Consider the following 24,434-nt stretch of genomic DNA (forward strand, 5'->3'; position numbering starts at 1 on the left):
ATGCATCGCGAAAACCTGGGCCGCGCGCAGGACGCGGCGGATCTGCAGCCCATCAGCCTCGATGTGCTGCGCGAGAAATACCTCAAGGACGGCGAGACCGGCGTGGGCGAGCTCTACGCCCGCGTGGCCCGCGCCCTGGCCTCGGTCGAGCCCGAGGCGCGCCGCGCCGAATGCGAGGCCCTGTTCCTGGCCAACCTGCAGGCCGGCGCCATAGGCGCGGGGCGCATCATGAGCGCGGCCGGCACCGACCTGCAGGCCACGCTGATCAACTGCTTCGTGCAGCCCGTGGGCGACTGCATCCAGGGCGTGGACGATGGCGGCTACCCCGGCATCTACGAAGCCCTGCGCGAAGCCGCCGAAACCATGCGCCGTGGCGGCGGCGTGGGCTACGACTTCTCGCGCATCCGCCCCCGTGGCGCCGAGGTGCGCGCCACCGCCTCGCTGGCCTCGGGCCCGTGCAGCTACATCAACGTCTTCGACCAGTCCTGCGCCACCGTGGAAAGCGCGGGCGCGCGGCGCGGCGCCCAGATGGGCGTGCTGCGCATCGACCACCCCGACGTGCTCGAATTCATCACCGCCAAGCGCACGCCGGGCCGCTGGAACAACTTCAACGTCTCGGTCGGCGTCAGCGACGCCTTCATGCAGGCCGTGGCCGAAGACCAGCCCTGGCAGCTGGTGCACCGCGCCCGCCCCGGCACCGCCCTGCTGGAGCAGGGTGCCCACCAGCGCGCCGACGGCCAGTGGATCTACCAGACCCTGCCCGCCCGCACGCTGTGGGACACCATCATGCGCTCGGCCTACGACTTCGCGGAGCCCGGCATCCTCTTCCTGGACCACATCAACGACGACAACAACCTGCGCTACTGCGAGGAGATCGCGGCGACGAATCCTTGCGTCACGGCAGATACCTGGGTGCTCACCGAGTCGGGACCAGCCCAGGTTGCAGACCTCGTCGGAAAGACATTTGGCGCCGTGGTCGACGGCCAGGTTTACGCCACCGAAAGCGCGGGCTTCTTTGCCACCGGCCGCAAGCCGGTGCTGCGGCTGACCACACGCGAGGGCCAGGTGCTGCGCCTGACCGCAGACCATCTGGTGCGGCGTGTCGCTCGCCGCACGCGCTATGCGTTGCAGGCTGAATGGACTCCGGCCGCCCAACTGCAGGCAGGCGACGAGGTACTGCTGCACAACCACCGTGCGTTTCAAGGCTGGGATGGGCAGGGCACCGAGGCCGAAGGCTACCTGTTGGGCCTGCTGATAGGCGATGGAACCCTCAAGGCCGACAAGGCCGTGATCAGCGTATGGGCGCCCGAGCTGCGCCAGGTCGCAGGCAACGCCGGCAGTGCTGTGGCCTATGCCGCCACGGGCGCGGCAGGCATCATGCAGGCCGCCGAGGCTGCAGCAGCCAGCTTGCGTCACCGCGCGGATTTCCGTGGATTCCAGCGGCCAGTGGCGGGACGTGGCGAGGCGCGCATGACCAGTGCCGCATTGCGCGATCTGGCGCTTGGCATGGGGATGGAGCCAGGGCGCAAGTGCATCACCAAGTCCATGGAAGCGGCCTCTTCTGCATTTTCCGCAGGGCTGCTGCGCGGCCTGTTTGATGCCGATGGATCGGTCCAGGGCACACAGGACAAGGGCGTGAGCCTGCGTCTGTCCCAGAGCGATTCTGAGTTGCTGCGTACCGTGCAGCGCATGCTGCTGCGCCAGGGCATGGCTTCGACGATTTATGAGAACCGTCGGCCAGCCCAACTGCGCGCCATGCCCGACGGCAAAGGCGGCCAGCGCGACTATGCAACCCAGGCACAGCATGAACTGGTCATCAGCGGCGACAACCTTGGCATCTTCGCCGACCGCATAGGCCTTGCGGACACCGACAAGGCCGAACGGCTGGAGCAGGCCCTGGCCCAGTACCGGCGCACCCCGAACCGTGAGCGCTTCACTGCCACCGTCCAGACATTGGAGAGCGACGGCGAGGAAATGGTCTATGACGTCACGGTGGCAGACTGCCACGCCTTCGACGCCAATGGCCTGTATGTGCACAACTGCGGCGAACAGCCGCTTCCCTCCTACGGCTGCTGCGACCTCGGCCCCGTCATCCTCACGCGCTTCGTGCGCCATCCGTTCGGCTTTGCGGGCGAGCCTGCGTTCGACTTCGAGGCCTTCGAGCGTGCCGTGGCCGTGCAGGTGCGTGCGCTGGACAACGTGCTGGAACTGACCTGGTGGCCGCTGCCGCAGCAGCGCGAGGAAAGCGAGGCCAAGCGGCGCATCGGCGTGGGCTTCACGGGCATGGGCAATGCGCTGGCCATGCTGCGCCTGCGCTACGACGCGCCCGAGGGCCGGGCCATGGCCGCGCGCATTGCCGAGCGCATGCGCGATGCGGCCTACGGCGCCTCGGTGGAGCTGGCGCGCGAGAAGGGGGCCTTCCCCAAGTTCGACGCCGATGGCTATCTGGCCGAAGGCACCTTCGCCAGCCGCCTGCCCGAGGCGCTGCGCCAGCGCATACGCACACATGGCATACGCAACAGCCACCTGCTGTCCATCGCGCCCACGGGCACGGTCAGCCTGGCCTTTGCCGACAACGCCTCCAACGGCATAGAGCCGCCGTTCTCCTGGACCTACAAGCGCAAGAAACGCACGGCCGATGGCGGCAGCGCCGAGTACGCGGTCGAAGACCATGCCTGGCGCCTGTACCGCTCGCTGGGCGGCGACGTGCAGCAGCTGCCCGACTACTTCGTCAGCGCGCTGCAGATGCCTGCGGCCGGCCACATCGCCATGATGCAGGCCGTGCAGCCCTTCGTGGACACGGCGATCTCCAAGACCGTCAACGTGGCCGCCGACTATCCCTACGAGGACTTCAAGGACCTGTACCGCCAGGCCTGGAAGGCCGGCCTCAAGGGCCTGGCCACCTACCGGCCCAACACCATCCTGGGCGCCGTGCTCGAGACCCATGCGCCCGAATCTGCTGAAAAGCCGGCCTCACCCGCGCCGGCAGGGGCCGCGGCTTCCGCACCCGACCCGCTGCGCACCGTGATAGAAAGCCGCCCCCAGGGCGCGCTGGACGCCGTGGCCGAGAAGATCGAGTACTGGACCCAGCAAGGTCCCAAGCGCCTGTACCTGGTCGTCTCCTTCCTGCCCGTGGTCCTGCCCGATGGCCGCACGGTGGACCGCGCCATCGAATTCTTCATGCCCGTGGGCCAGAGCGGCGAGTCCCAGCAATGGGTGACCTCCAGCATGCGCCTGCTGTCACTGGCCGCGCGCGGCGGCTTCCTGGAGCGCGCCCTCAGCGACATGCGCAAGGTGGCCTGGGACCGGGGCCCCGTGCGCCTGGGCACCCACCAGCGCGACGACGGCACGCGCGTGCCCATGTGGCACGACTCCGAGGTGGCCGCCATCGCCTATGCGGTGCAGAACATCCTGGCCCGGCGCGGCAGCGGCGCGCCGCCCGCCCCATCGCCGCTGCCCGAGCCCGAGGCCCTGGCCACCGACCCCATGGTCATGGCCGGCCGCAAATGCGAGGAATGCGGCGCCCATGCCGTGATCCGCAAGGACGGCTGCGAGTACTGCACGGCCTGCGGCCATCTGGGGAGCTGTGGGTGAAAGTGTTCGTGGCCCCGCGCCCGCAGGGCGATGCCGTGCCCGGTTGGCGCGCGCCCGGCACGGGCTTCGACCAGCCCTTCGAGATGCTCGAAGCCTGCCACGAGCGCGTGCTGCGCATGCTGGCGCTGCTGGACCGGCTGCGCGTGCATCTCCGGACCAAGGGCTGCGACGACAGCGCACGCCAGGCGGCGCGCGACATCCTGCGCTACTTCGACCAGGCGGCGCCGCTGCACCATGAGGACGAGGAGCTGCATGTCTTCCCCCCGCTGCTGGAGCAGGGCGATGCGCAGACCGTGGCCCTGGTGCAGCGCCTGCAGCGCGAGCACGGCCTGATGAGCGCCGACTGGGCGCTGGCGCGCCAGCCGCTGCTGGACATGGCCGAGGGGCGTTGCCAGGGCTTTGGCGCGGCTGACGAGGCGGTGTTCGAACGCTTCGCGGCCTGCTATGCCAGCCATGTCGAGAATGAAGAGCGGCTGGCCTACCCGCAGGCGCGCGGCCTGCTGCCAGAGGCAACGCAGGCGGCCATGGGCCGTGAGATGGCCGTGCGCCGGGGCGCGGACCTGTCACGGAGATAGCGCCGCCGGCAGCGCGCGGGAGCCGGCGCGGCGATACTCGCAGGCTTTGAACCTGTCCCGCCTCGCCTGCCATGCCCGAGCGCCGCCCCATTTTCCTGCTTCGCATCGCACTGACCCTGCTGGGCGCCTTTGCCGCCGCCCAGCTGTGCCTGTGGCTGCGCACGCCGCTGCCCTGGATGCTGGGGCCGCTGATCGCCACTTCGCTGGCCTCCATCCTGGGCGCGCCCACGGCCAGTGCGGGCCGGCTGCGCAACGGCGGGCAGTGGATCATCGGCGCCTCGCTGGGCCTGTATTTCACGCCGGCCGTGGTGCAGTTGATCGCGGGGCTGTGGTGGGCGATTGCCGTGGCCATCGTCTGGGCGCTGCTGCTGGGCTGGGGCTTCGGCGCCTGGCTGTACCGCGTGCATGCGCCGCGCATGCCGCAGATACCGGCTGGCGAGATGCGCGCCACCACCTACTTCGCGGGCGCCATTGGCGCGGCCTCTGAAATGACGCTGCTGGCCGAGCGCGAGAACGCGCGCACCGACCTGGTGGCGGCCAGCCACAGCCTGCGCCTGGTCATCGTCACCGTGAGCATTCCGTTTGCGCTGCAGTGGAGCGGCCTGCATGGGCTGGAGGGGCTGACGCCGCCCAGCATCCGCATCGTCGAATGGCCGGGGCTGGCGCTGCTGGCCGTGCTCACGGGCCTGGGCGCCTGGGCCATGGACCGGCTCAAGCGGGCCAACCCCTGGTTCCTGGGCGCGCTGCTGGTGTCCATGCTGCTGACCATGTGCGGCCAGGAACTGTCGGCCGTGCCCCAGGCCCTGCTCAATGCGGCGCAGTTGGTGATCGGCATCAGCCTGGGCGTGCGCTTCAAGCGCGAATTCCTGCACACCGCGCCGCGCTGGCTGGGCTCCGTGGCCGTGGGCACCGTGGGGCTCATGGCGATCTGCGCGGGCTTCGCCTGGCTGCTGCATCTGGCCGTGGACCTGCCCTGGGTCACGCTGCTGCTGGGCACCTCGCCGGGCGGCATCACCGAGATGGCCATCACCGCCAAGGTGCTGCAGCTGGGCGTGCCCGTGGTCACGGCCTTCCAGGTCTGCCGGTTGATCGCCGTGCTGCTGCTGGTGGCGCCGCTGTTCCGCTGGGTGGAGGCGCGCGGGCGCATGGCGGGTCGGACGGCGCAGTAGGGCAGCTTGTCTCGCCACACTTGGCGTCAAGCCGAAAGGCGCGGTGCGTAGAAACACCTGAACTGGCGTTGCAGCCCCCACCGTCAATCGGGGTCTTGTTCACGCAGGAATCAAGACCATATCTTCTGTCTCCCTGGCCGGCCATCACGCCGAGCCTGTCTCCATCAGCCCTCTCCACCAATGGGAGGGTTGACCCATGACCTCCTCCAAAAACGCTGCCCGCGTGGCAGCGCATGCGCAGCCTTGCCCGGAAACAGAGAAAGCCCCCCATCCCCCACCTGGCCAACTTGGCAGCAGGCCATGCATGTCTCCCTGTCCAGGGCGGAGAGCACGCTGGCGGCGCTCACCCAGGCCTGCTACGACAAGCGGGGACGCAATGCGCGCCGGTTCGAAGTGGGATGCGCGGTGGAACTGGCGCTGGCACACATACGGCGCATGCAGGCCGATCCGCCGCAGGGCCGGGCTGGCGACAGACAACCCTCCGGTTATCCTGTGCCGTGGAGGTGACGCAATGACAAGGAAGACACCTGCGGCAGCGGGCAAATCTGCCGCCGCGCCGGCCGGCTATGCCAGCATTCACGGCGGCATCGTGGAATTGCTGGATGCGGCGAAGCAAGCGTCAGCGCGCAGCGTCAATGCGTTGATGACAGCCAGCTATTGGGAGATTGGCCGCCGGATCGTCGAAGCCGAGCAAAAAGGCAGGCGACGGGCCGGTTACGGCGAGCAGTTGATGGAACGCCTTTCCGCCGATCTGGCGACTCGATTCGGGCGCGGGTTCAGTCCGGACAATCTGGAGAACATGCGGCGCTTCTTCCTGGCGTATCCCTTGACTGCAATTTCCGAGACACCGTCTCGGAAATCCGGAGAACGGCTGTCCACAGGGAGTTCCGAGACGGTGTCTCGGAAATGCGATCTCGCCGAACTGGCCCAGGCCTTCCCTCTGCCATGGTCCGCCTATGTCCGGCTGCTGTCGGTCAAGGATGTCCATGCCCGCCGCTTCTACGAGACCGAGGCGCTGCGCGGTGGCTGGAGCGTGCGGCAGCTTGACCGGCAAATCGGAAGCCAGTTCTACGAGCGCACGGCCTTGTCCAGGGACAAGGCGGCGATGCTCGTCAAAGGGTCCGTGCCCACGCCCGGGGATGTCGTGACCCCCGACGATGCGATCAAGGACCCGTATGTGCTGGAGTTCCTCGACCTCAAGGACGAGTATTCGGAGTCCGACCTGGAGGCGGCTCTGATCCAGCGGCTGGAGGGTTTCCTGCTGGAGCTTGGCGAAGGCTTCACCTTCGTTGGACGGCAGCGCCGGCTGCGTATCGACCAGACCTGGTATCGCGTGGATCTTCTGTTCTTCCACCGCAAGCTGCGCTGCCTGGTCATCATCGACCTGAAGCTGGGCAGCCTGACCCATGCCGACGTGGGACAGATGCACATGTATTGCAACTATGCCAAAGAGCATTGGGCCTACCCGGATGAGAACCCTCCGGTCGGCCTGATCCTGTGCGCCGACAAGGGCCATGCCTTGGCGCGGTATGCGCTGGATGGCTTGCCAACCAAGGTGATGGCGGCCAACTACCGGATGGTGTTGCCGGATGCCGAGTTGCTGCAAAAAGAGCTGGAGAGCACTCGACGCATGCTGGAGTCTCGGCGAGTGCTCCACCCGGATGCTGGCCAACTATGACCCTGGCCACCGCTCCTCACCACAGCCCACTGTCGCTGGTAGACACCGCAATCGCCCCACCGGCCAGCGCCTGCTGGACCTGCTCCTGGCTGCAGACGAAGCCCGAGGCCACCAGGGGCGGCAGGATGCGGCGCTCGGCCTCGGTGATGTGGGCCAGCATGGGGGCGGGCATGATCTGCACGAGGTTGGGGTCGCTCTGCTCCACGGCCTTGATGCTGCGCGGCCAGGTGGAGCGGTCGGTGACGAAGACCTTTTGCATGGTCAGCAGCCCGGCCTTGTTGGCGCGCTGGATGGTGGCCACGCGCGTGGACAGCAGGCTGCTGGCGCCCAGGTCCACAAGGTAGTCCACGCCGCCCTTGTCGGGCGAGATGCCGTCGCAGCTGTCGATGTTGACGATGGCGATCTTGCCCGCCCCGGTGATGGTGGAGATCACCGAGCGCAGGCGGCGCAGTTCGATGTTGGCGACGATGGCGACTTCGGCCTGGCTGGCCAGCAGCGCGTCCATCTGCTCGGCCCCGTACAGGGTGGCGATGACGGGGCGGCGCGCCAGCCGCGCGCCCAGGGAGTTGTCCGGGCGGCCCATGTCAGAGGTCCAGCCCCAGCTTGCCGGGGTTGAGCAGGTTCTTGGGGTCCAGCATGCGCTTGGTGGCCTCCAGCAGCGCAAAGGCCGGGCCCAGCGACTGCCGCATGTAGGGCGCGCGCAGCAGGCCCACGCCGTGGTGGTGGCTGAGCGTGGCGCCGTGGCGCAGCAGCACGGCGTTGGCCGCGTCCCAGGCCGCGCGGTACCACTGGGCGCGCTGGTCCACGGCCACCTCGCCGCGCAGCGAAAAGTACAGGCAGGCGCCATCCACATAGGCATGCGACTGGTGGGCCGAGCCGGCCAGGGTGCCGGGGATGGCCTGCAGCGCGGCGACCACTTCCTCGTAGATGGCCGGCAGGTCTTTCCAGGGGCCGCACATCTCCAGCGTGTCGGCGACGAAGCCCGGGCCTTTCTTGAAGCCCTCGGCGCTCTTGCCGGTCAGGTAGCGCGTGTCCAGCCAGCGCTCCAGGGTGGCGGCGCCGTCCAGCCGTTCACCCAAGGGTGCACACACACGTTCGCAGATGGCCATGACGGCATCGACGATCTCGGGTGCGCCTTCGTCGGCGATCAGCAGCACGTTGAGGTCGCTGCGGCCGAATTGCACGCCGCTTTCCAGCGCGTCGTACAGCCGCAGCGCGGCGGGGTTGGCGCCTTGCTGCAGGATCTGGCGGCAGGCCTCCAGGCCCTGGGCAAAGCTGGCGAAGCCATAGGCGATGGCGCGGCCGTGGTCGGGCAGGCGGTGCAGCTTGAAGCGGATGCGCACGATCACGCCCAGCGTGCCTTCCGAGCCGATGAACAGCTGCTGCAGGTCCGGCCCGATGGCCGCGCGCGCGTAGCCGCCCACGGTGACGAGGCGGCCATCGGCCAGCACCACGTCCATGCCGTGGACCATGTCCTCGATCTTTCCGTAGCGCGTGGACAGCTGGCCCGCGCCCCGGCAGGCCACCCAGCCGCCCACGGTGCTGATGCCGAAGGACGAGGGCCAGTGGCCCATGGTCATGCCGTGGCGGCGCTGGATGGTTTCCTCGAACACGTCGCCGAACATGCCGGCCTCGACCTCGACGATCTGGCTTTGCTCGTCCATGGCGATGAAGCGATTGAGTTCGCACAGGTCCAGCACGATGCCGCCGCGCAGGGGCAGGGCCGCGCCCGTGACGTTGCTGCGCCCGGCCGAGACGGTGACGGGAATGGCGTGCGCGTCGGCAATGCGCATCACGGCCTGCACCTGCTCCACGGTGGATGCATGGGCGATGACGGCCTGCGGCGTGGCCGGGTGGCCCGAGGTCTCGGCCACCATGGTGCGGGCCCACCAGTCGCGCGTGCCGGCGACGATGTCGGCGCGCTCGGTCTGCACGCGGTCGCAGGCGGCGCGCAGCGCGGCGAGCGCGGCCTCGGGCACGGCCACGGGCTCGTGCTGCAGGCCGCAGGCAGGACCTTCGGAGGCAGGGCGGGCGGCTGCGGGTGCGGCCTGCGCCGCCCAGCCCGGTGTCGTGGGGGCGCCCACCACGTAGTTGCGGCGGTTGTAGCCGCGGGCGATTGCGTCTTTGCTCAGCATTGGATGTCTCCCATCAAAATCTGTTTTTCGCGCTCCACGGCGCGGCGGTAGTCGTGGACCTGTTGCGCGACCTGCGCGGGTGTCAGTCCCAGTTCATCGGCCAGGATGTCGCCCACGCGCTGCGCGGCGTGGGCCGAGGCATCGCGCGCCATGAGGCGGGCGCGCAGGCGGCGCGAGAGCACGTCGTCCACGCTGGCCGCCATTTCGTGGCGCACGGCGTAGAGGACCTCGGCCTCGGTATGGGGCAGTCCCTGCACGATGGGCCGGGCCAGTTCGGGCCGGGCGGCCAGCAGGTCGCTGACGAAGCGCGCCTCCGTGCCATAGCGCTCGCCCAGGTGGGCCGACAGGCCGCCCGTGGCCGTGATGGCCTGGGCGTCGTAGCCGGCCGCGCCCAGCACAAAGGCCGAGGTGGTGGTGCAGCGCGTGCGCCGGCCCAGCAGTTTCTCGACGGCGTCCACGGTCTGCTCGGCCATGTGGCGTGAGGTGGTGAGCTTGCCGCCGACGATGGTGACCAGGCCGTCGGCTGCCACATGGATTTCGTGGTTGCGCTTCATCTCCACGGTCTTGCCGCCGGGCGGGCCGACCAGGGGGCGGCAGCCGGCGATGGAGCCGACCACGTCCTCGGGCGACAGGTCCACCTTGAGCGCCGATCGGGCGCCTTCGAGCAGGAAGTCCAGCTCGGTGCGCGTGCAGTGCACATCGTCCAGGCCGCCTGCGTAGTCCTCGTCGGTGGTGCCCAGGTAGGAGACATCGCCCCAGCGCGTGATGGTGGCGCGCCGGCTGCGGCCCGGCACGGGAATGGTGACGGTGCAGTCGTTGCGTATGCGCAGCCAGGGAATGGCCACGTGCACGCCCTTGGCGGGGCGCACGTGCAGCCGGGGCTCCTGGCCGGGCTTGCGGCCATCCCAGTCGCGCAGCCACACGCCCGTGGCCATGACCACGCTGCGCGCGCGCACCGTGATCTCGCGACCATCGGCCTGGACGATGGCGCCATCCACGCGGCCGTGGGCGTTGCGCGTGACGGCGGTGGCCTGGCAGTGGTTGAGCACGGCCGCGCCGTGGAAGGCCGCGGTGCGCGCCACGGCCAGCGTGAGCCGCGCATCGTCCACGCGCGCGTCGAAGTACATGTAGCCGCCCAGGAGCTGCTCTTCGCGAAAGCTCGGGCAGTGCGACAGCACCTCGGCCTTGCCGAGCTTGCGGTGCAGGATGCCTTCGCGCCAGCCGCCGGCCAGGTCATAGGTCCACAGCAGGCTGCCGAAGGCCTTGGCCAGGCGGGCGTCGAAGACGCCGTCGCGCTCCATCACGGGAAACAGGAAGGGCAGGCGCTGCACCAGGTGCCGCGCATTGCGGCGCAGGCGCTGGCGCTCCAGCAGCGAGTGCCGCACCAGCCCCAGGTTGCCCTGTTCGATGTAGCGCAGGCCGCCGTGCACCATCTTGGAGGACTTGGACGAGGTGCCCGAGGCGAAGTCGTCCTTCTCCACCAGCGCCACGCGCAGGCCGCGAAGGCTGGCGTCCAGCGCCGCATAGGCGCCGGTGATGCCGCCGCCGATGACCAGCAGGTCGAAGGCCTCGTCACCCAGCCGCGCGAGCTGGTCCGCGCGCTGCAGCTGCAGCGGCGCGGTCTGGGTCAGTGCGGCGCTGTCCCTGCGTTCCTTGCCAAAGGGCCATTGCATCATGCGCAGCCCTCCAGGGCGGCGTTGCGCCCGGGGGCCCGGGCGCGGGCCAGTTCGTCGCCCACGCGGGCGCGCCAGATGCGGCGGCGCTCGCCGCGCTCGTCGGCGGCCATGCGCGGGGTGAAGACCGCTTCGGTGCGCAGCGTGGCGCAGGCCTGCTCCAGCCCGTCCCACAGCAGGCCCGCGCTGCCGGCCATGAAGGCGATGCCGCGCAGGCTGGCCTTGTCGGTATCGGCCAGGCGGCGCACGGGCAGGCCGCCCAGGTCGGCCTGGATCTGCAGCAGGGCATCGCTGCCCGACAGGCCGCCGCCCACCAGCAGCTCGCCCACCTCGGTGCCCGATGCCGCCTCGTCCGCCTGCACGCAGGAGGCCACGGAATGCGCAATGCCTTCGAGGATGGAGCGCGCCAGCTGCGGCCGCGAGGTGGCCATGGACACGCCCGAGATCGAGGCCCGCGCGCCCGGCTCCATGGCCGGCAGGCGCAGGCCGGTGAGCGCGGGGATGAAGACCAGGTCGGCCGGCGTCTCGGCCTCGCGGGCCAGGGTGCTGATCTGCTGCGGGTTGTCGAACCACTGCAGCTTCTCGCAGATCCAGTTGAGCGCCGAGCCCGTGGTGGGCACATAGGTCTCGATGGCATAGCGCGAGACACCGCCCATGCGCCGCGCGGTCATGGTCAGCGAGCTTTCATGGGCCGCGTCATGCGCGGGCAGCTTTGTTCCCGTGAGCACATCGACGAAGCTGCCCGTGCCATGCACGCACAGCGCCTGGCCCCGCTCCAGGCAGCCCAGGCCCACGGCGGCCGCATGCTGGTCGCCCGCGCAGGCCAGGATGGGCACGGCCAGGCCCAGCAGCTCGGTGCGCGTGCGGCCGAAGTCCTGCACGTCCTCGCACAGGCGGGGCAGCAGTTCGGCGGGAAATTCCAGCGCGTCCAGCCAGTCCTGCAGGTAGCGGTGATCGCCCAGCGCATAGGCGTTGCCCGAGGTCACATTGGTGGGCGTGGTGACCACGGCGCGCGCATCCGACAGATGCCACAGCAGCCAGGAGTCGATGGTGCCGAAGGCCAGGCGGCGCTGCTGCCAGGCACGGGCCACGGCCGCATCCTCACGCAGCTTGCGCGCGGCCCACAGGTAGGGCGAACGCACGCCCACGGGCCGGCCCGCGTGGCGGATCAGCCGGGCATCCCAGTCGCCGGCCAGCAGGGCCAGTTCGTCGCGGTGGCGCGAGTCCTGCCAGACCATGATGGGGGCCAGCGACCGGCCCGTGGCCGTATCCCAGAGCACGGCCGAGCAGCGCTGGTTGGCAATGGCCAGGGCCACGATCTGCTGGCCGCTGCCCTGGGCGCGGGCGATGGCGCGGCGGCACACGTCCAGCGTGCGCTCCAGCAGCAGGTCGGCGTCCTGCTCGACCACGCCGGGGCGCGGGCAGTGGATTTCCAGCGGCAGATAGTCCTGGGCGGACACCTGCCCGTCGCGTCCCACGACGGCGGCGCGCGTGCCCGAGGTGCCTTCGTCTATGCAAAGGATCACGGCTTCATGGTGCATGGGGTGGTCTCTTTCAGGCGGTGGTTTGAGCGACCTTGGCGGGCGGGGCGGCGTCGTCCGCGAACTGGGGCGCGCCGGGCTCGTCGTCGGGGTTCACGGTGGTGCGCGTGGGGTCCCAGCGGATGGAAAAGCAGACGATGCTGGCCAGCAGCGGCACCACGGACAGGATGAGGAAGGTGTTCTCCAGCCCGTACTGCTGGCGGAACAGCGGGAACACCAGCAGCCCCAGCGCCGCTCCCATGGCGCCCAGCGCGCCGATCACGCCGTTGGCGCCCGCGCGCAGCTCGCTGCGGAACGACAGCGTGGACAGGCTCTTGCCGTTGGCGCCGGGCCCGCCCGAGTGAAAGAGGATGAACAGCGAGGGCACGGCCACGGCCAGCCAGATGGGCATGCGGCCGTTGAACAGGCCCAGCACCAGCAGCATCAGGAACACCAGCGCAAAGCCGAAGGCCGAGGCCCGCCGCAGGCCCAGCCGGCGCCCGATGACGGGCGACAGGAAGCCGCCGACGATGCCGAACACGTTGAACACCAGCGCGCCCAGCGTGGCCTCGCGGAAGTCCTTGCCGAACAGCGATGCGCTGATCAGCGGCAGGTACCAGCCCACGGCGAAGTACTGGATGGACTGGCCTATCTGCACCGTGGCCGCCAGCAGCGTGCGCGGCAGGTAGATGCCGCGAAAGATCAGCAGCACATTGGCCAGGCCGCGCCGGGCCGGGTTGAGCACGGGCAGGCGCTCGGCAAGGGGCGCTGCCCTGAAGGTCTGGCCATAGATGCGCGTCATGGCGCGGGCCGCGTCGTCCAGCCGCTCCTTGCGTGCCAGCCAGGTCGGGCTTTCCACCAGCAGCGCGGCCTGCATGCCCAGGATGAACACGCCGAACACGGCGGTGGCCGCGACCGAGTAGCGCCACAGCGAATCGCCCACGTCCCAGGAGTGGAACCACAGCGCCAGCACCAGGTTGCTGCACACGGCCATGTACCACATGCCCTGCCAGACATTGAGCCGGCTCTTGAGGCGTGCGGGCGTGAATTCGGCCAGCACCGCCATGGCGATGGCGAAGTCGATGCCATAGGCCGCGCCCACGAAGAAGCGGCCGAAGAGGATGGTGGCGTAGTCGGGCGCCATGCTGACCAGCAGCGCACCGGCCACGGCCAGCACCTTGGCGATGACCAGGGGGCGCATGCGGCCCCAGCGGTCGGCCATCCAGCCGCCGATGGGGTTGAAGGCGATGGACACCCAGGAGGCCAGCGACGTCATCCAGGCCACCTCGGCCGGCGTGAGCTGCTGGTCGCGCGTCATGGGCCCCAGGCCCACGCTGAGCGCGGAGTTGGAAAAGGCGTCGAGGAAAAGGCCGCCGAGTGCCAGCCACCAGATGGTGCCGGCGCGGCCTGAAATGCCCTGGCGTGCGTCGATGTACGAGATGACATCCTGAACGCCACGAATGCTGTGGCCTGTGGTTTGCATCGCTGCCTCCTGGTTGTCTGCAAGAGGCCGGCGCACACCACACAGGCGTGACAAGACCATCTCACAGATGGTCTTCAAATCTTGAACCTGTGCCCGGGATTCTAGGAAATAGCAGGGGTTGCGCAGTATCGGTAGAAGCACCAGGGCGAAGGCGCCGGGCTATCAGGCGCGCTAATAGCAGGCGGCAGGCAGGGCCGGCAAGCATTGGTTTTTCCTGTGGCGCGAACGCTGCGCGTGTTTCACTCTGTTTCTCGAGCGATAGAAAAAGACAATAGGATTTTTCGATTAATTGTCTAAACAGATGAAATAGAGGGAGGGAACCCATGATGTCAATCAGACGATGGGCAAGGCTGTTGCTGTGTGCCAGCATGCTTTTGCTGGGCAGTCAGGCAATGGCGCAGAAGATGTTGATGCTGACCACGGACGCGGGCGGGGTGAACTCTTCCGTCGAGGAGTCCGAGTTCACCAATATGAGAACGGAATTCTCCAACGTGGTGGGCGCAGCCAACGTGACACGGGTGTCCACTCTGTTCACAGCCAATGGCATCAGCGCAGCCACCTTCAACCCGCCCGGCGGGCCCTACGACATGGTGGTGGTCGCCAGCCACTATCGGGCCATCCATCCCACGAACTGGGCAGTCCTGTCACAGGCCGTGGCCAATCGCTGGGCCAACAGCGTGCTTTTCTTCGTCGATGGCTATGACGACACGCTGACCAACGACGTGCAGATGCTGGAGCTGCTCAATGCCAATACCGGGCGGAATTTCACATTGGGCACGAAGGTGGGAGTCTTTCAGAGCTATCCGCTGAATGCCAACTCTGCCTATTCGGGCTCGTTCACCAGTCTCGACCCGGTCTACGGTGGATTTTTCGACTACATCAACAACGTCCCCGGAGAAAACGTTCTGTACCTGGCGAACGGCACACCCGTTGCCGGCTTCCCGCCTGCGGGCTCCACCGCCCTGGTCAATGGCGTCTACGCCTTGCTGGTGCCCGTCGCCCAGTCCAACAATGGCCAGGGCGCCTGCGTCTTTGCCACCGTGGATGTGTCCAACTTCCGAGATGCGGACATGACCCTCGCCCGCAACGGCGGCAAGATCGCGCAGGCCTTTGTGCGCGCCGTGACTGATCCGGGTGGTGCCTGCGGCCTGCCCACGGTGACCAAGCGCTTTGACAAGACCGATGTGCTGCTGGGCGGCGCCGGCAACACGGCGCAGCTGACCATCGAATTTCAGAATGCCACGCTGCAGGACGTGGCCCATGCCAAGGTCACCGATGCCCTGCCCAGCCCCCTGCTGATCGGCAGCGGCCCCGTCACCCATACCTGCACGGGCGGCACGCTGACCGCGACTGCGGGCTCCAGCACGGTCAATCTGAATGACTTCGGTATTCCCCACACCACGGGCTGCTCCATCACCGTGCCCGTGGTCTGGCCCAATGACGCGGCAGGCCGCGCAGCCTGCGCGGACCCTGTGGCACGCACCGTGACCAACATCATCCGGCCCGGCGTGGACTTCACACCCGCAAGTTCGGGCAACAACGCCACGGCCACGCTGACCTGCCAGCCCGGCACGCTGGCCGTGGGCAAGACGGTGGCCTGGGCCGCAGGCAGTCAGGCCACGGATCTGACGGGCAGCAGCTTCCCCGTCAGCGTTTTCTGCACGGGAACGGACGGCGTTGTGGTGCCGAGCATTGCCACCAGCGTGACGCTGAGCACGCCCACGGCGGGCGCCGTCTCTGTCACGCCCGTCATCTCCAGCGGCAGCTGCACGGTGACCGAAACCTCTCGCCCAGCGGCACCGGCCAATCACCAGTGGGTGGAGGTCAGCCCGCCCAGCGGCACCGTGGCCTTGCTGGCGCCACCTGGCAGTCCTGCCGTGGCCTTGACCAACACGCTGGCGCGCAGCGCCGCATCGATTGCGCTCACCAAGACCGTGGCGGGCGGCCCTGCAGCGGGCGTAACCGGCAACTTCGACTTCACTGCGAGCTGCGGCGTGGACGGCAACTACACCGGCGCCGTGGCGCTGAGCAATGCCTCGTCGGGAACGGGCGGCATCGCCGGTGTTCCGCAAGGCGCGAGCTGCGTGGTCACCGAGAACACGCCTTTGCCTACCGCGCCGGTCAACTACAGCTGGGGCGTCATGCCCGCTGCCGTGCCGGTGACGGTGGTGGCTTCCGGCAATGCGGCCGCTTTCACCAATACCCTGGTGCGCAGCACCGCTGCCATCAGCCTGACCAAGAACGTCACGGGCGCGCCTGCAGGCGGCGTGAGCGGCAGCTTTGCCTTCACGGCCAGCTGTGGCGCGAGTGGCAGTTTCACGGGGACCGTGGTGCTGGCCAATGCGACCACGGGCACAGGCACCATCACCAACGTGCCCCAAGGCGTGAGTTGCTCGGTCAGCGAAAGCACCACGCTGCCCTCGGCACCCGCAGGCCTGGCGTGGGGCAGGATGCCGGCGGCCGTCACGCTGACGGTGGCGGCCACGGGCAACGCAGCGGCTTTCACCAACGAGCTGACGGCGGCGGCTGGCAATGTGGCAGCCATCCCCACGTTGAGCCAGTGGGCGCTGATGATGCTGGCCCTGATGCTGGCCGGGATGGCGGCACTTTCGATCAGGGCAGCGTCCAGGGATTGACGGTGGAATGGGGCTGGGTCCGCCCAGCCCAAAGCCCAATGAAAAAGCCGGAAATGCTCATCGCATTCCCGGCTTTCTTATGGGTTGGAGGGAGGTGAAAAGCGCGGCGTCAGTGGACCACGACGGGCTGCTGGGCCAGGCCGGCGTAGCGATCCAGCGCGTCTTCCACCTCTTCCTCGGTGGGGGCGTCGAGCTGCCAGGCAATGATCTGCTTTTGGAACATCTCGGCCCAGGAGCCGTCCAGGTAGACCTCCTTGCCCGAGCGCTTGTCCACGATCTCGAAGCCGTGGCGTGGCAGTTGGCGGGCGGTGTCGACTGCCTCATTGCCAGCCGTTGCATCCGGATCCATGTCGGGACGCAGATGGAGCACCACAAAAGATTCGGAGTCGTAAAGCATTTGCATGGTGTTCCCTTTCTGGCCCGTTGCCGGGCGTCGCACAGCCTACATGGCTGCGAAGCGCCGGATTTCAAGAACCGTGGGGGTCCCGATCTATCACAGGCACTTGCATGCAGTATTCCACGGATTGGCATGCGCGGCGGCGTGCGCCGCAGGCCGCGCTGTGGTAGGCGGGCGGCAGCGGTGCCTGCAAGTGCCGGCCTACCCGCGATCAGGGCGCCTGGCGGCCCTTGAGCTGCAGGTCGGCGAAGTCGCCGTTGTCCTGCGCCAGCCGGATGCGCACGGGCAGGTATTGCATGGATGGCGCCAGCCACAGCGAAGCCTGCTGGTCATCGCCGGCCGCAGCGATCTTGTCCAGCCGCAGCGCCTGCGTGCTGCCCGAGGGCAGGTCCAGCGTCTCGGTCTCGCCCACGCGGAAGGTCCAGCGGTCGGCGCGCCGCGCGCTGACGGTGATGAAGCTGATCTGCGTGCCCGCCGGGTAGCGCTGCGGCGCCGCCGCCAGCAGGGCCGACAGTTGCAGGAACACGCTGAGCCGGTCCTGCGCGCCGGGCGCGATGGCGGCATCGGGCGCGCCCGTGCTGAAGTGCGCCAGGTTCTGGTCGAACGCCAGCTGCGCCGATTGCTCCTTGCGTGCCTTGTCGTTGAAGCGGCTGGGCTCCAGGCCCCTGTCGGTGATGCGGCCCTCGCTGGTCTGCGAGCGCGAGCCCAGCAGGAACAGGCTGACTTCCTGGCTGGCCCGGTACTGGCCGTTGGCATGGCGCCAGACCAGCTCGGCACTGGCCGAGTAGTTGAAGCGCTTGGCCTGGCCGGTGACGGCGAACGACAGCCGCGCGGGATCGGGCAGTTGCACGGGAACGGGGGCGTCGGAGGCCAGCGGCGTGCCATCGGGCGAGGTGATGGCCATGCCCTGGGCCGGGCCGGCCGAGGGTGTGGGTGGTGTTTCGGGTTCGGGCTTGGGAGCAGGCGGCGCCGGCGGTGTGGCCGGGGTTGCCCCGCTGCCGGCATCGGCGGTTTCAGAGGCTTCCGATGCGGCAGGCTCCGGCGCTGCGGCCATCGGCAAGGGCTCCACGGTTTCGCGGATGGGCGTGTCCAGCGGCTCGGGCGTGGGCGCGGGCGCGGCGGGTGTCGGGCGCTGGACCTTGGGGCGAGGCTGCTGCGGCTTGGGCGCAGGCGCCTTCGGTGCGGGTACGGGCGCTGCAGGCGGGGGGGCGGGGGGCTCGGGCAGGGACAGCGCCCGCGTCTGCATGGCCGCCACCTTGGTGTGCGGCGCCGATACCTGGCTCCACAGCGGCAGGCCCAGCAGGGCCAGCGCATGGCCGCCCAGCACCACGGCGGTGATGGCGGGCAGGGCGCGCTGGCGTAGGCTCATGTCAGTTATCCATAGTGCTGCGCGCCACCCACAGCCCATGAAACCGGCGCGGCCCAAGGCCAGGGACAGCGAGCAAGGGCCTACGCCGGCCGCGCCGCCCCGCAGCGAGGCTGTCGTCCCCCTTCCAGGGGGAAGGCGCGAAGCGACTCAGGGGGTGTAGCTTCATCTCAGGCATTCCAGCCCAGGTCCTGGGACAGCTGGACGCAGGCCTCGCGCAGCGGCGCGTCGATGGCGCCGCCGTATTCGGGGTCGAAAGTGGCAATCGAGCCCAGCGTGGTCAGGCCCAGCACGATATGGCCCGAGGAGTCGAAGACCGGCGTGCAAAAGGCCACGATGCCGGGCAGCACGGTATCGACCACGCGGGCGGTGCCGCGCTCGCGCACCTCGGCCAGCATGGCGTCTATGGCCTCGGGCGTGAGCGGCAGGTCCTTGCGCTGGATGCGGCGGGCCTTGTCCACTTCGGGCTCCAGCAGCGGGGCCGTGACCTCGCGCGGCAGCCAGGCCGCGAAGCAGCGCCCGGTGGCCGAGGCCAGCATGGGCATGACATCGCCCAGGCGCAGGTTGGCGGTGACCGACTGGGCGCTTTCCTCCCAGTGCACGATGGTCGGCCCGTGGTTGCCCCAGACGGCGATGGCCGCCGTGTGGTGGATGCGCTCCATGAGCGCGGGCATGCGTTCGCGCGCCAGCCGCACGGGGTCCAGCCGGGCCAGCGATGCCAGGCCCAGCTTGAGCGAGGCCGGGCCCAGGTCGTAGCGGGAGGTGCGCGCGTCCTGGGTGACCAGGCCGATGCGCTGGAAGCTCACGAGGTAGCGGTGCGCCTTGGCGGCGCTCATGCCGGCGTCGGACGCCAGGTCCTTGAGCATCTGCGGGCCCCGGGCGCGCGTCAGCGCCTCCAGCAATGTAAAACCGACCTCGACCGATTGAATCCCTGCGCGTTCCTTGTCCATTGCAATAGAATTTGGTTTTGTTTAGTTAAATCAATTTAACTTATCGTAATTCGTGGCTGCGTCGCCATGGGTATCCAGGCCGCTGCCCGGATGCCGTGGCGCGCGGCGGCGGCACGGGGGAGCAGCATGAAACTTGCCACATACAAGGACGGATCGCGGGACGGGCAACTGGTCGTGGTGTCACGCGACCTGAGCCAGGCCCATTATGCGACCGGCATAGCGAGCCGCCTGCAGCAGGTGCTCGACGACTGGAGCTACATGGCGCCCCAGCTGCAGGACCTGTACCACCTGCTCAACAGCGGCAAGGCGGTCCATGCCTTTGCCTTCGATCCGCGCCAGTGCATGGCGCCGCTGCCGCGCGCCTACCAATGGGCCGACGGCTCGGCCTACATCAACCATGTGGAGCTGGTGCGCCAGGCGCGCGGCGCCGAGGTGCCGGCCAATTTCTACACCGACCCGCTGATGTACCAGGGCGGCAGCGACGATTTCCTGGGCCCCTGCGACGATGTGGTGGTGCCCAGCGAGTCCATGGGCATCGACTTCGAGGCCGAGATCGCCGTCATCACCGCCGACGTGCCCATGGGCGCCACGCCCGAGCGTGCGCTGGGCGGCGTGCGCCTGGTCATGCTGGCCAACGACGTGAGCCTGCGCAACCTGATCCCCAATGAGCTGTCCAAGGGCTTCGGCTTCTTCCAGTCCAAGCCTGCCACCTCCTTCAGCCCCGTGGCCGTGACGCTGGACGAGCTGGGCGACGCCTGGAAGGGCGGCCGCCTGCACCTGACGCTGCAGTCCACCTGGAACGGCCGCAAGGTCGGCATGTGCGATGCGGGCGAGGACATGAGCTTTCACTTCGGCCAGCTCATCGCCCATATCTGCAAGACGCGCAATGTGCGCGCCGGCTCCATCGTGGGCAGCGGCACCGTGAGCAACAAGGGCGTGGAAAGCGGCAAGGGCAAGAACCGGCGCATGGAGTGGCCCAAGGGCTACAGCTGCATTGCGGAGAAGCGCTGCATAGAGACCATCCAGGACGGCGCGCCCAAGACCGAGTTCATGCGCTTTGGCGACACCATCCGCATCGAGATGAAGGGCAAGGACGGCCAGAGCATCTTCGGCGCCATCGACCAGAACATCGTCGAGCCTGCCGAATGAGCCGCGTCTGCGCACCCTGGTGGCGCCTGGCGGGCAGGTCGCTGCGCGCCGGCCTGGCCGCGCTGGCGCTGTCGCCGCTGGCGGGGGCATTCGCGGCGTCCCCGGCCGCGGATCCCGTCACCTGCCCGCCCGAGGCGCGCATGCCCGGCCCGGACGAGATCCGCGCCATGCAGCGCAAGGCGCAGGACCGTGGGCTGCTGTGGCGCATCGAGCACCGGGGCCGCACCAGCTGGCTCTACGGGACCATGCACGCGGCCAAGCTTGACTGGAGCGTGCCCGGCCCCACGGTGGCGGACGCGCTGCGCGCCTCCGACAGCCTGGCGCTGGAGCTGAACATCCTCGATCCCGAGGTCATGAAGGTCTTGTTCGCCGGCATGCAGGCGCGGCCCGATGCGCCGCCGCTGCGCGGCGATCTCCAGCACCGGCTTGAGGAGCAAAGGCGCCTGGCCTGCGCCGGTCCCGAGCTGGCCCTGCTGCGCCCCGACGCCCAGGTGATCTCCCTGTTGTCGCTGGCCGGCCGCAGCGAGGGGCTGGACGCGTCCTATGGCATCGATTTCTCGCTGGCCGGCGTGGCGCTGGCCCTGGGCAAGCCCGTGCTGTCGCTGGAGACGCCCGAGCTGCAACTGCGCGAGCTGGTCTCGGACGACCCCGCGCGCGTGGCCGAGACGGTGGAGTCCGGCCTGCGCCAGCTGGAAAGCGGCATCGCCTCCCAGAAGCTGGGACTGATCGCACGCGTCTGGGCCGATGGCCGCATCCACCTGCTGGAGAGCCTGCCCGACTGGTGCGACTGCATGGCCAATGCCGCCGAGCGCGCCGACTACGACCACATGGTCTATGGCCGCAACCCCGGCCTGGCGCGCGAAGTGGCGCGGCAGATCCGTTCCGGCCGCAGCGTGTTCGCCGCCGTGGGCGCCCTGCACATGGTGGGCACGCGCGGCCTGCCGGCGCTGCTGGCGGCCCAGGGCTTCAAGGTGCAGCGCGTGGAGTTCCCCGCAGCCAGCCCGCCCTGAAACATACGGCCGCCGCCTCCATGAACAAGAGCAACAGGGCGCGGCCAGGACCCATCCACACCCATCCCACAGGAGACAACAATGGACCGTAGACAATTCCTGGCCGCCGTGGCGGCCTCATCCGCCGGCATGGCCGCGCCTTTTGCACAGGCGCAGGACTGGCCCGCCAGCAACATCCGCTGGGTCGTGCCCTATCCGCCCGGCGGCGGCACCGACGTGCTGGCGCGCACCGTGGCCGAGGCCATGCGCCAGACGCTGAACCAGACCATCGTGGTGGACAACCGCCCCGGCGCCTCCACCAACATCGGCGCCCAGATCGTGGCCACGGCCAAGCCCGACGGCTACACCATCATGTCGGCCGACAACGCCGTGCTGGCCTACAACGAGCACCTGTTCAGCAAGCTGTCCTTCAATCCCGAAAAGGACTTCACCTACATCGGCGGCATCAGCCGCTTCCCGATGGCGCTGGTGGTGAACCCGAACTTCGAGGCCAAGACCTTCAAGGAATTCCTGGCCTACGTAAAGGCGCATCCGGGCCAGGTCAACTACGCCTCGCCCGGCAACGGCTCGCCCCACCACCTGGCCATGGAGATGTTCAAGAACCGCACGGGTACCTTCCTGACGCACATCCCCTATCGCGGCGCGGCGCCTGCGCTGGCCGACGTGATGGGCGGCCAGGTGCCCTGCATGTTCCTGGACCTGGCCTCGGGCCTGCCCGTGATCCAGTCGGGCAAGGTGCGGGCCCTGGCCATCGGCACGGGCAAGCGCGTGCCCAGCCTGCCCGAGCTGCCCACGCTGGCCGAGGTCGGCGTGCCCGATACCGAGGTCTATGCCTTCCAGGGCATCCTGGGCCCGGCCAAGATGCCCCCGCCGTGGTGCAGCGCCTGAACGCCGAACTCAACAAGGCGCTGGCCAACCCCGCCGTGGTCAAGCGCATGCAGGACTTCGGCATGGAGGCGCTGCCCGGCACGCCCGAGCAGTTCCTGGCCATGTCGCGCGCGGAGTCCAAGCGCTGGGGGGCCATCATCAAGAGCGCGGGCGTGAAGCTGGACTGACCCCCTGAGCGGCTGCGCCGCTTCCCGTTGCACGTCGCCCGTTGCACGGCGCCCCTTCTCGCTTCGCGGAGGGGGCGTACGGGCAGCCGGCGACACCCTCGGTGCGGGGCGGCGCGGCCGGCGTAGGCCCTTCCTCGGTGTCTCTGGGTTGGGCCGTGGCGGGTTTGGGCGCTGGTGTGCTGGCGGTGCCTTTGGGCGTTGCTCATCGCCAATCCAGCCATCAATCCAGCGCCTTCTGCCTGCGCATGGTGATGAAAAGAACGGCCAGGCTGGCGGCGGCGCCGGCCACGCCCAGGGCGGCGAAGAGGGGGATGCCCCACAGGCGCGGGCCCATGGTCAGCAGGCCGGGGGCCAGGCCCAGGATGAAGGCGCCGGAGACCACGGCCAGGGCCAGGCGGGTGGCGGCGCGTTCCAGTGCCAGTGAAAGCCGGTCGATGTGGCGTATGTCCAGGTCGGCCTGCAGCCGGCCCGAGCGCAGTCTTTGCATCACCAGCCGCAGGGTGTGCGGCGCGTCGTCAGCCAGTTCCATCCATTGCGCCATGGCGGCGCGGCGCTGGCGCGCCAGGCTGCGCAGGGAGTAGCGCTGCAGCAGCTGGGCCTTGACCAGGGGCGTGGCCGTCTGCACCACGTCGAATTGCGGGTCCAGCTGCAGCAGCACCTGGTCGGCCGTGATCAGGGCCTTGAGCAGCAGGGCCATGTCGGCGGGCAGGGCCACGCCGGTTTCGCGGGCCAGAGCCATGAAGTCCTGCAGTGCGCGGGACATGACCAGGCGGCCGTTGCTGGCGCCGGGGCCATGGCGGGTCACGAAGCGGTCCACGGCGGCCTCGATGCGCGCGGCCGAGGGCGGGGCGCGGCCGGGCATTTCGCTTTCGGCAGCCCATTCCAGCAGCACGCCCGAGAGGCTGCGGCCCTGGCCCTCGACCAGGGCGCGCATCAGGCCCAGCACCTGGCGGCGGCGCTGGGGCGACAGCCGCCCGACCATGCCGAAGTCGATGAAGCCCACGCGGTTGCCGGGCAGGGCCAGCAGGTTGCCGGGGTGCGGGTCGGCGTGGAACAGGCCGTCGCGCAGCACCATCTGCAAAAACGCGCAGGCGCCACGGCGCGCCAGCAGCGGGCCGTCCAGCGCGGGGTCCGCACCCACGGCCGAGGCTGGCACACCCGGCACGAAGTCCTGCACCAGCAGGCGCGGCCCGCTCAATGCCCAGTGGATGGCCGGCACGACGATCTCGGGCTGGGCCGCGAAGTGCCGCGCCACGGCGTCGCCGTTGTGGGCTTCGACGGTGAAATCCAGTTCCTCGCGCAGCGCCTGGCCCAGCTGGCGCGTGACCTCGCGCGGGCGGTAGCGTGCCAGCTGCGGCCATTGTTCCTGGGCCAGCAGCGCCAGGTGCTCGAGCAGGCGCAGGTCGGCTTCGATCTGGGGGCGCAGCCCGGGGCGCTGGACCTTGACCACGACTTCGATGTCGGCAGCGCTGGCCGCAGGGGTGCTGTCGCTGTCGCTGCCGCTGCCGTCCTCCTGGTCTTGCCGGTCATCCCGGTCATCCCGGTCTTCGGCCGCAGGCAGCCGCGCGCGGTACACCTGGGCCATGGAGGCCGAGGCCAGCGGCACGGGGTCGAAATGCGTGAACACCTGCTCCACGGGCAGGCCCAGCGACTGCTCGATCAACGGCTGGGCCGTCTCCCAGGGCAGCGGGGCGGCGTGGCTGTGCAGTTGCTGCAGGGCGGCCGTCCATTCGGGCGCGAGCAGGTCCGAGCGCGTGGCCATGATCTGGCCCAGCTTGACGAAGCTCGGCCCCAGGTGTTCGAGGGCCATGCGCAGGCGCTCGGGGCGGCTGGCATCCAGCGGATGCTCGGGATGGGGCTGGCTGCCGCGTGGCGCGAAGCGGGCCAGGCCCAGCGTGTCGACCAGGTCGGCCAGCCCGAAGCGCAGCAGCACGCCGACGATTTCCTGCAGCCGGGCACGGTCGCGCACGGCGACCACGGCGGTTTGCAGCATGGGCATCTCCTGTCGGTGGTGGCAATGCGGTCCATTGTGCCGATGCGCCAG

General features: G+C 69.2%; 16 protein-coding genes and 1 pseudogene. 8 read left to right on the forward strand and 9 right to left on the reverse strand.

Features of this window, described 5'->3' with window-relative positions; all coding sequences use genetic code 11:
* The 4 genes from CLV01_RS05800 to CLV01_RS05815 all read left to right on the forward strand — a co-directional run bounded on the left by CLV01_RS05800 (position 1) and on the right by CLV01_RS05815 (position 7,016).
* On the forward strand, positions 1 to 3,594 hold the full coding sequence (locus CLV01_RS05800; protein WP_099734784.1) for an LAGLIDADG family homing endonuclease: 3,594 nt from the start codon (positions 1 to 3) through the stop codon (positions 3,592 to 3,594).
* The gene (locus tag CLV01_RS05805) at positions 3,591 to 4,169 is read left to right on the forward strand and encodes a hemerythrin domain-containing protein (RefSeq protein ID WP_099734783.1); all 579 of its coding nucleotides are present in this window, start codon (positions 3,591 to 3,593) and stop codon (positions 4,167 to 4,169) included. The genes CLV01_RS05800 and CLV01_RS05805 overlap by 4 nt, the downstream gene beginning before the upstream one ends.
* 71 nt (positions 4,170 to 4,240) lie before the next feature.
* Positions 4,241 to 5,338, forward strand: coding sequence for an AbrB family transcriptional regulator (locus tag CLV01_RS05810; RefSeq protein ID WP_099734782.1), 1,098 nt, complete (start codon positions 4,241 to 4,243; stop codon positions 5,336 to 5,338).
* A 511-nt stretch (positions 5,339 to 5,849) separates the two neighbouring features.
* On the forward strand, positions 5,850 to 7,016 hold the full coding sequence (locus CLV01_RS05815) for a PDDEXK nuclease domain-containing protein (protein WP_099734781.1): 1,167 nt from the start codon (positions 5,850 to 5,852) through the stop codon (positions 7,014 to 7,016).
* Between the two features lie 16 nt (positions 7,017 to 7,032).
* Here the strand turns inward: CLV01_RS05815 and CLV01_RS05820 are convergent, their stop codons facing one another.
* From CLV01_RS05820 to CLV01_RS05840, 5 genes are read right to left on the reverse strand one after another with little or no spacing between them, the layout of a single operon-like run.
* Complete coding sequence (locus CLV01_RS05820) at positions 7,033 to 7,599, reverse strand: glycerol-3-phosphate responsive antiterminator (protein ID WP_012203049.1); 567 nt, start codon at positions 7,597 to 7,599, stop codon at positions 7,033 to 7,035.
* Position 7,600: 1 nt separating this feature from the next.
* Positions 7,601 to 9,151 carry an FAD-binding oxidoreductase gene (locus CLV01_RS05825; protein ID WP_099734780.1) on the reverse strand — a complete coding sequence of 517 codons (1,551 nt, stop codon included), beginning with the start codon at positions 9,149 to 9,151 and terminating at the stop codon, positions 7,601 to 7,603.
* Positions 9,145 to 10,827 (reverse strand): glycerol-3-phosphate dehydrogenase/oxidase, encoded by a 1,683-nt coding sequence (locus CLV01_RS05830; RefSeq protein ID WP_071954241.1) that lies wholly within the window; start codon positions 10,825 to 10,827, stop codon positions 9,145 to 9,147. The genes CLV01_RS05825 and CLV01_RS05830 overlap by 7 nt, the downstream gene beginning before the upstream one ends.
* Positions 10,824 to 12,365 carry an FGGY family carbohydrate kinase gene (locus CLV01_RS05835; RefSeq protein ID WP_099734779.1) on the reverse strand — a complete coding sequence of 514 codons (1,542 nt, stop codon included), beginning with the start codon at positions 12,363 to 12,365 and terminating at the stop codon, positions 10,824 to 10,826. The genes CLV01_RS05830 and CLV01_RS05835 overlap by 4 nt, the downstream gene beginning before the upstream one ends.
* Before the next feature lie 13 nt (positions 12,366 to 12,378).
* Positions 12,379 to 13,827: an MFS transporter gene (locus CLV01_RS05840; RefSeq protein WP_034390051.1), complete on the reverse strand. Its 1,449-nt coding sequence runs from the start codon at positions 13,825 to 13,827 to the stop codon at positions 12,379 to 12,381.
* Positions 13,828 to 14,237: 410 nt separating this feature from the next.
* Between CLV01_RS05840 and CLV01_RS05845 the strand changes: the two genes are divergently transcribed.
* The gene (locus CLV01_RS05845; RefSeq protein ID WP_180288362.1) at positions 14,238 to 16,463 is read left to right on the forward strand and encodes an IPTL-CTERM sorting domain-containing protein; all 2,226 of its coding nucleotides are present in this window, start codon (positions 14,238 to 14,240) and stop codon (positions 16,461 to 16,463) included.
* A gap of 109 nt (positions 16,464 to 16,572) precedes the next feature.
* Here CLV01_RS05845 and CLV01_RS05850 read toward each other — a convergent pair whose 3' ends face one another.
* The 3 genes from CLV01_RS05850 to CLV01_RS05860 form a co-directional block, all read right to left on the reverse strand.
* On the reverse strand, positions 16,573 to 16,866 hold the full coding sequence (locus tag CLV01_RS05850; protein WP_012203054.1) for a BTH_I0359 family protein: 294 nt from the start codon (positions 16,864 to 16,866) through the stop codon (positions 16,573 to 16,575).
* Positions 16,867 to 17,071: 205 nt separating this feature from the next.
* Positions 17,072 to 18,229 (reverse strand): DUF3108 domain-containing protein, encoded by a 1,158-nt coding sequence (locus CLV01_RS05855; RefSeq protein ID WP_180288363.1) that lies wholly within the window; start codon positions 18,227 to 18,229, stop codon positions 17,072 to 17,074.
* A gap of 167 nt (positions 18,230 to 18,396) precedes the next feature.
* On the reverse strand, positions 18,397 to 19,176 hold the full coding sequence (locus tag CLV01_RS05860) for an IclR family transcriptional regulator (RefSeq protein WP_012203056.1): 780 nt from the start codon (positions 19,174 to 19,176) through the stop codon (positions 18,397 to 18,399).
* Positions 19,177 to 19,302: 126 nt separating this feature from the next.
* Here CLV01_RS05860 and CLV01_RS05865 point away from each other — a divergent pair, with 126 nt between their 5' ends.
* The 3 genes and pseudogenes from CLV01_RS05865 (at position 19,303) to CLV01_RS05875 (ending at position 22,390) form a co-directional block, all read left to right on the forward strand.
* A complete protein-coding gene (locus tag CLV01_RS05865; RefSeq protein ID WP_034390060.1) occupies positions 19,303 to 20,325 on the forward strand; it encodes a fumarylacetoacetate hydrolase family protein in 1,023 nt (340 codons plus the stop codon).
* Complete coding sequence (locus CLV01_RS05870) at positions 20,322 to 21,335, forward strand: TraB/GumN family protein (protein WP_099734777.1); 1,014 nt, start codon at positions 20,322 to 20,324, stop codon at positions 21,333 to 21,335. The genes CLV01_RS05865 and CLV01_RS05870 overlap by 4 nt, the downstream gene beginning before the upstream one ends.
* Before the next feature lie 81 nt (positions 21,336 to 21,416).
* Positions 21,417 to 22,390 (forward strand): annotated as a pseudogene (locus CLV01_RS05875) (Bug family tripartite tricarboxylate transporter substrate binding protein).
* 220 nt (positions 22,391 to 22,610) lie between these two features.
* Here CLV01_RS05875 and CLV01_RS05880 read toward each other — a convergent pair.
* A complete protein-coding gene (locus CLV01_RS05880) occupies positions 22,611 to 24,383 on the reverse strand; it encodes an ABC1 kinase family protein (protein ID WP_099735212.1) in 1,773 nt (590 codons plus the stop codon).
* Between the last annotated feature and the right edge of the window lie 51 nt (positions 24,384 to 24,434).

The organism is Delftia sp. 60 (genome assembly GCF_002754395.1).
GTDB classification, from domain to species: domain Bacteria; phylum Pseudomonadota; class Gammaproteobacteria; order Burkholderiales; family Burkholderiaceae_C; genus Comamonas; species Comamonas acidovorans.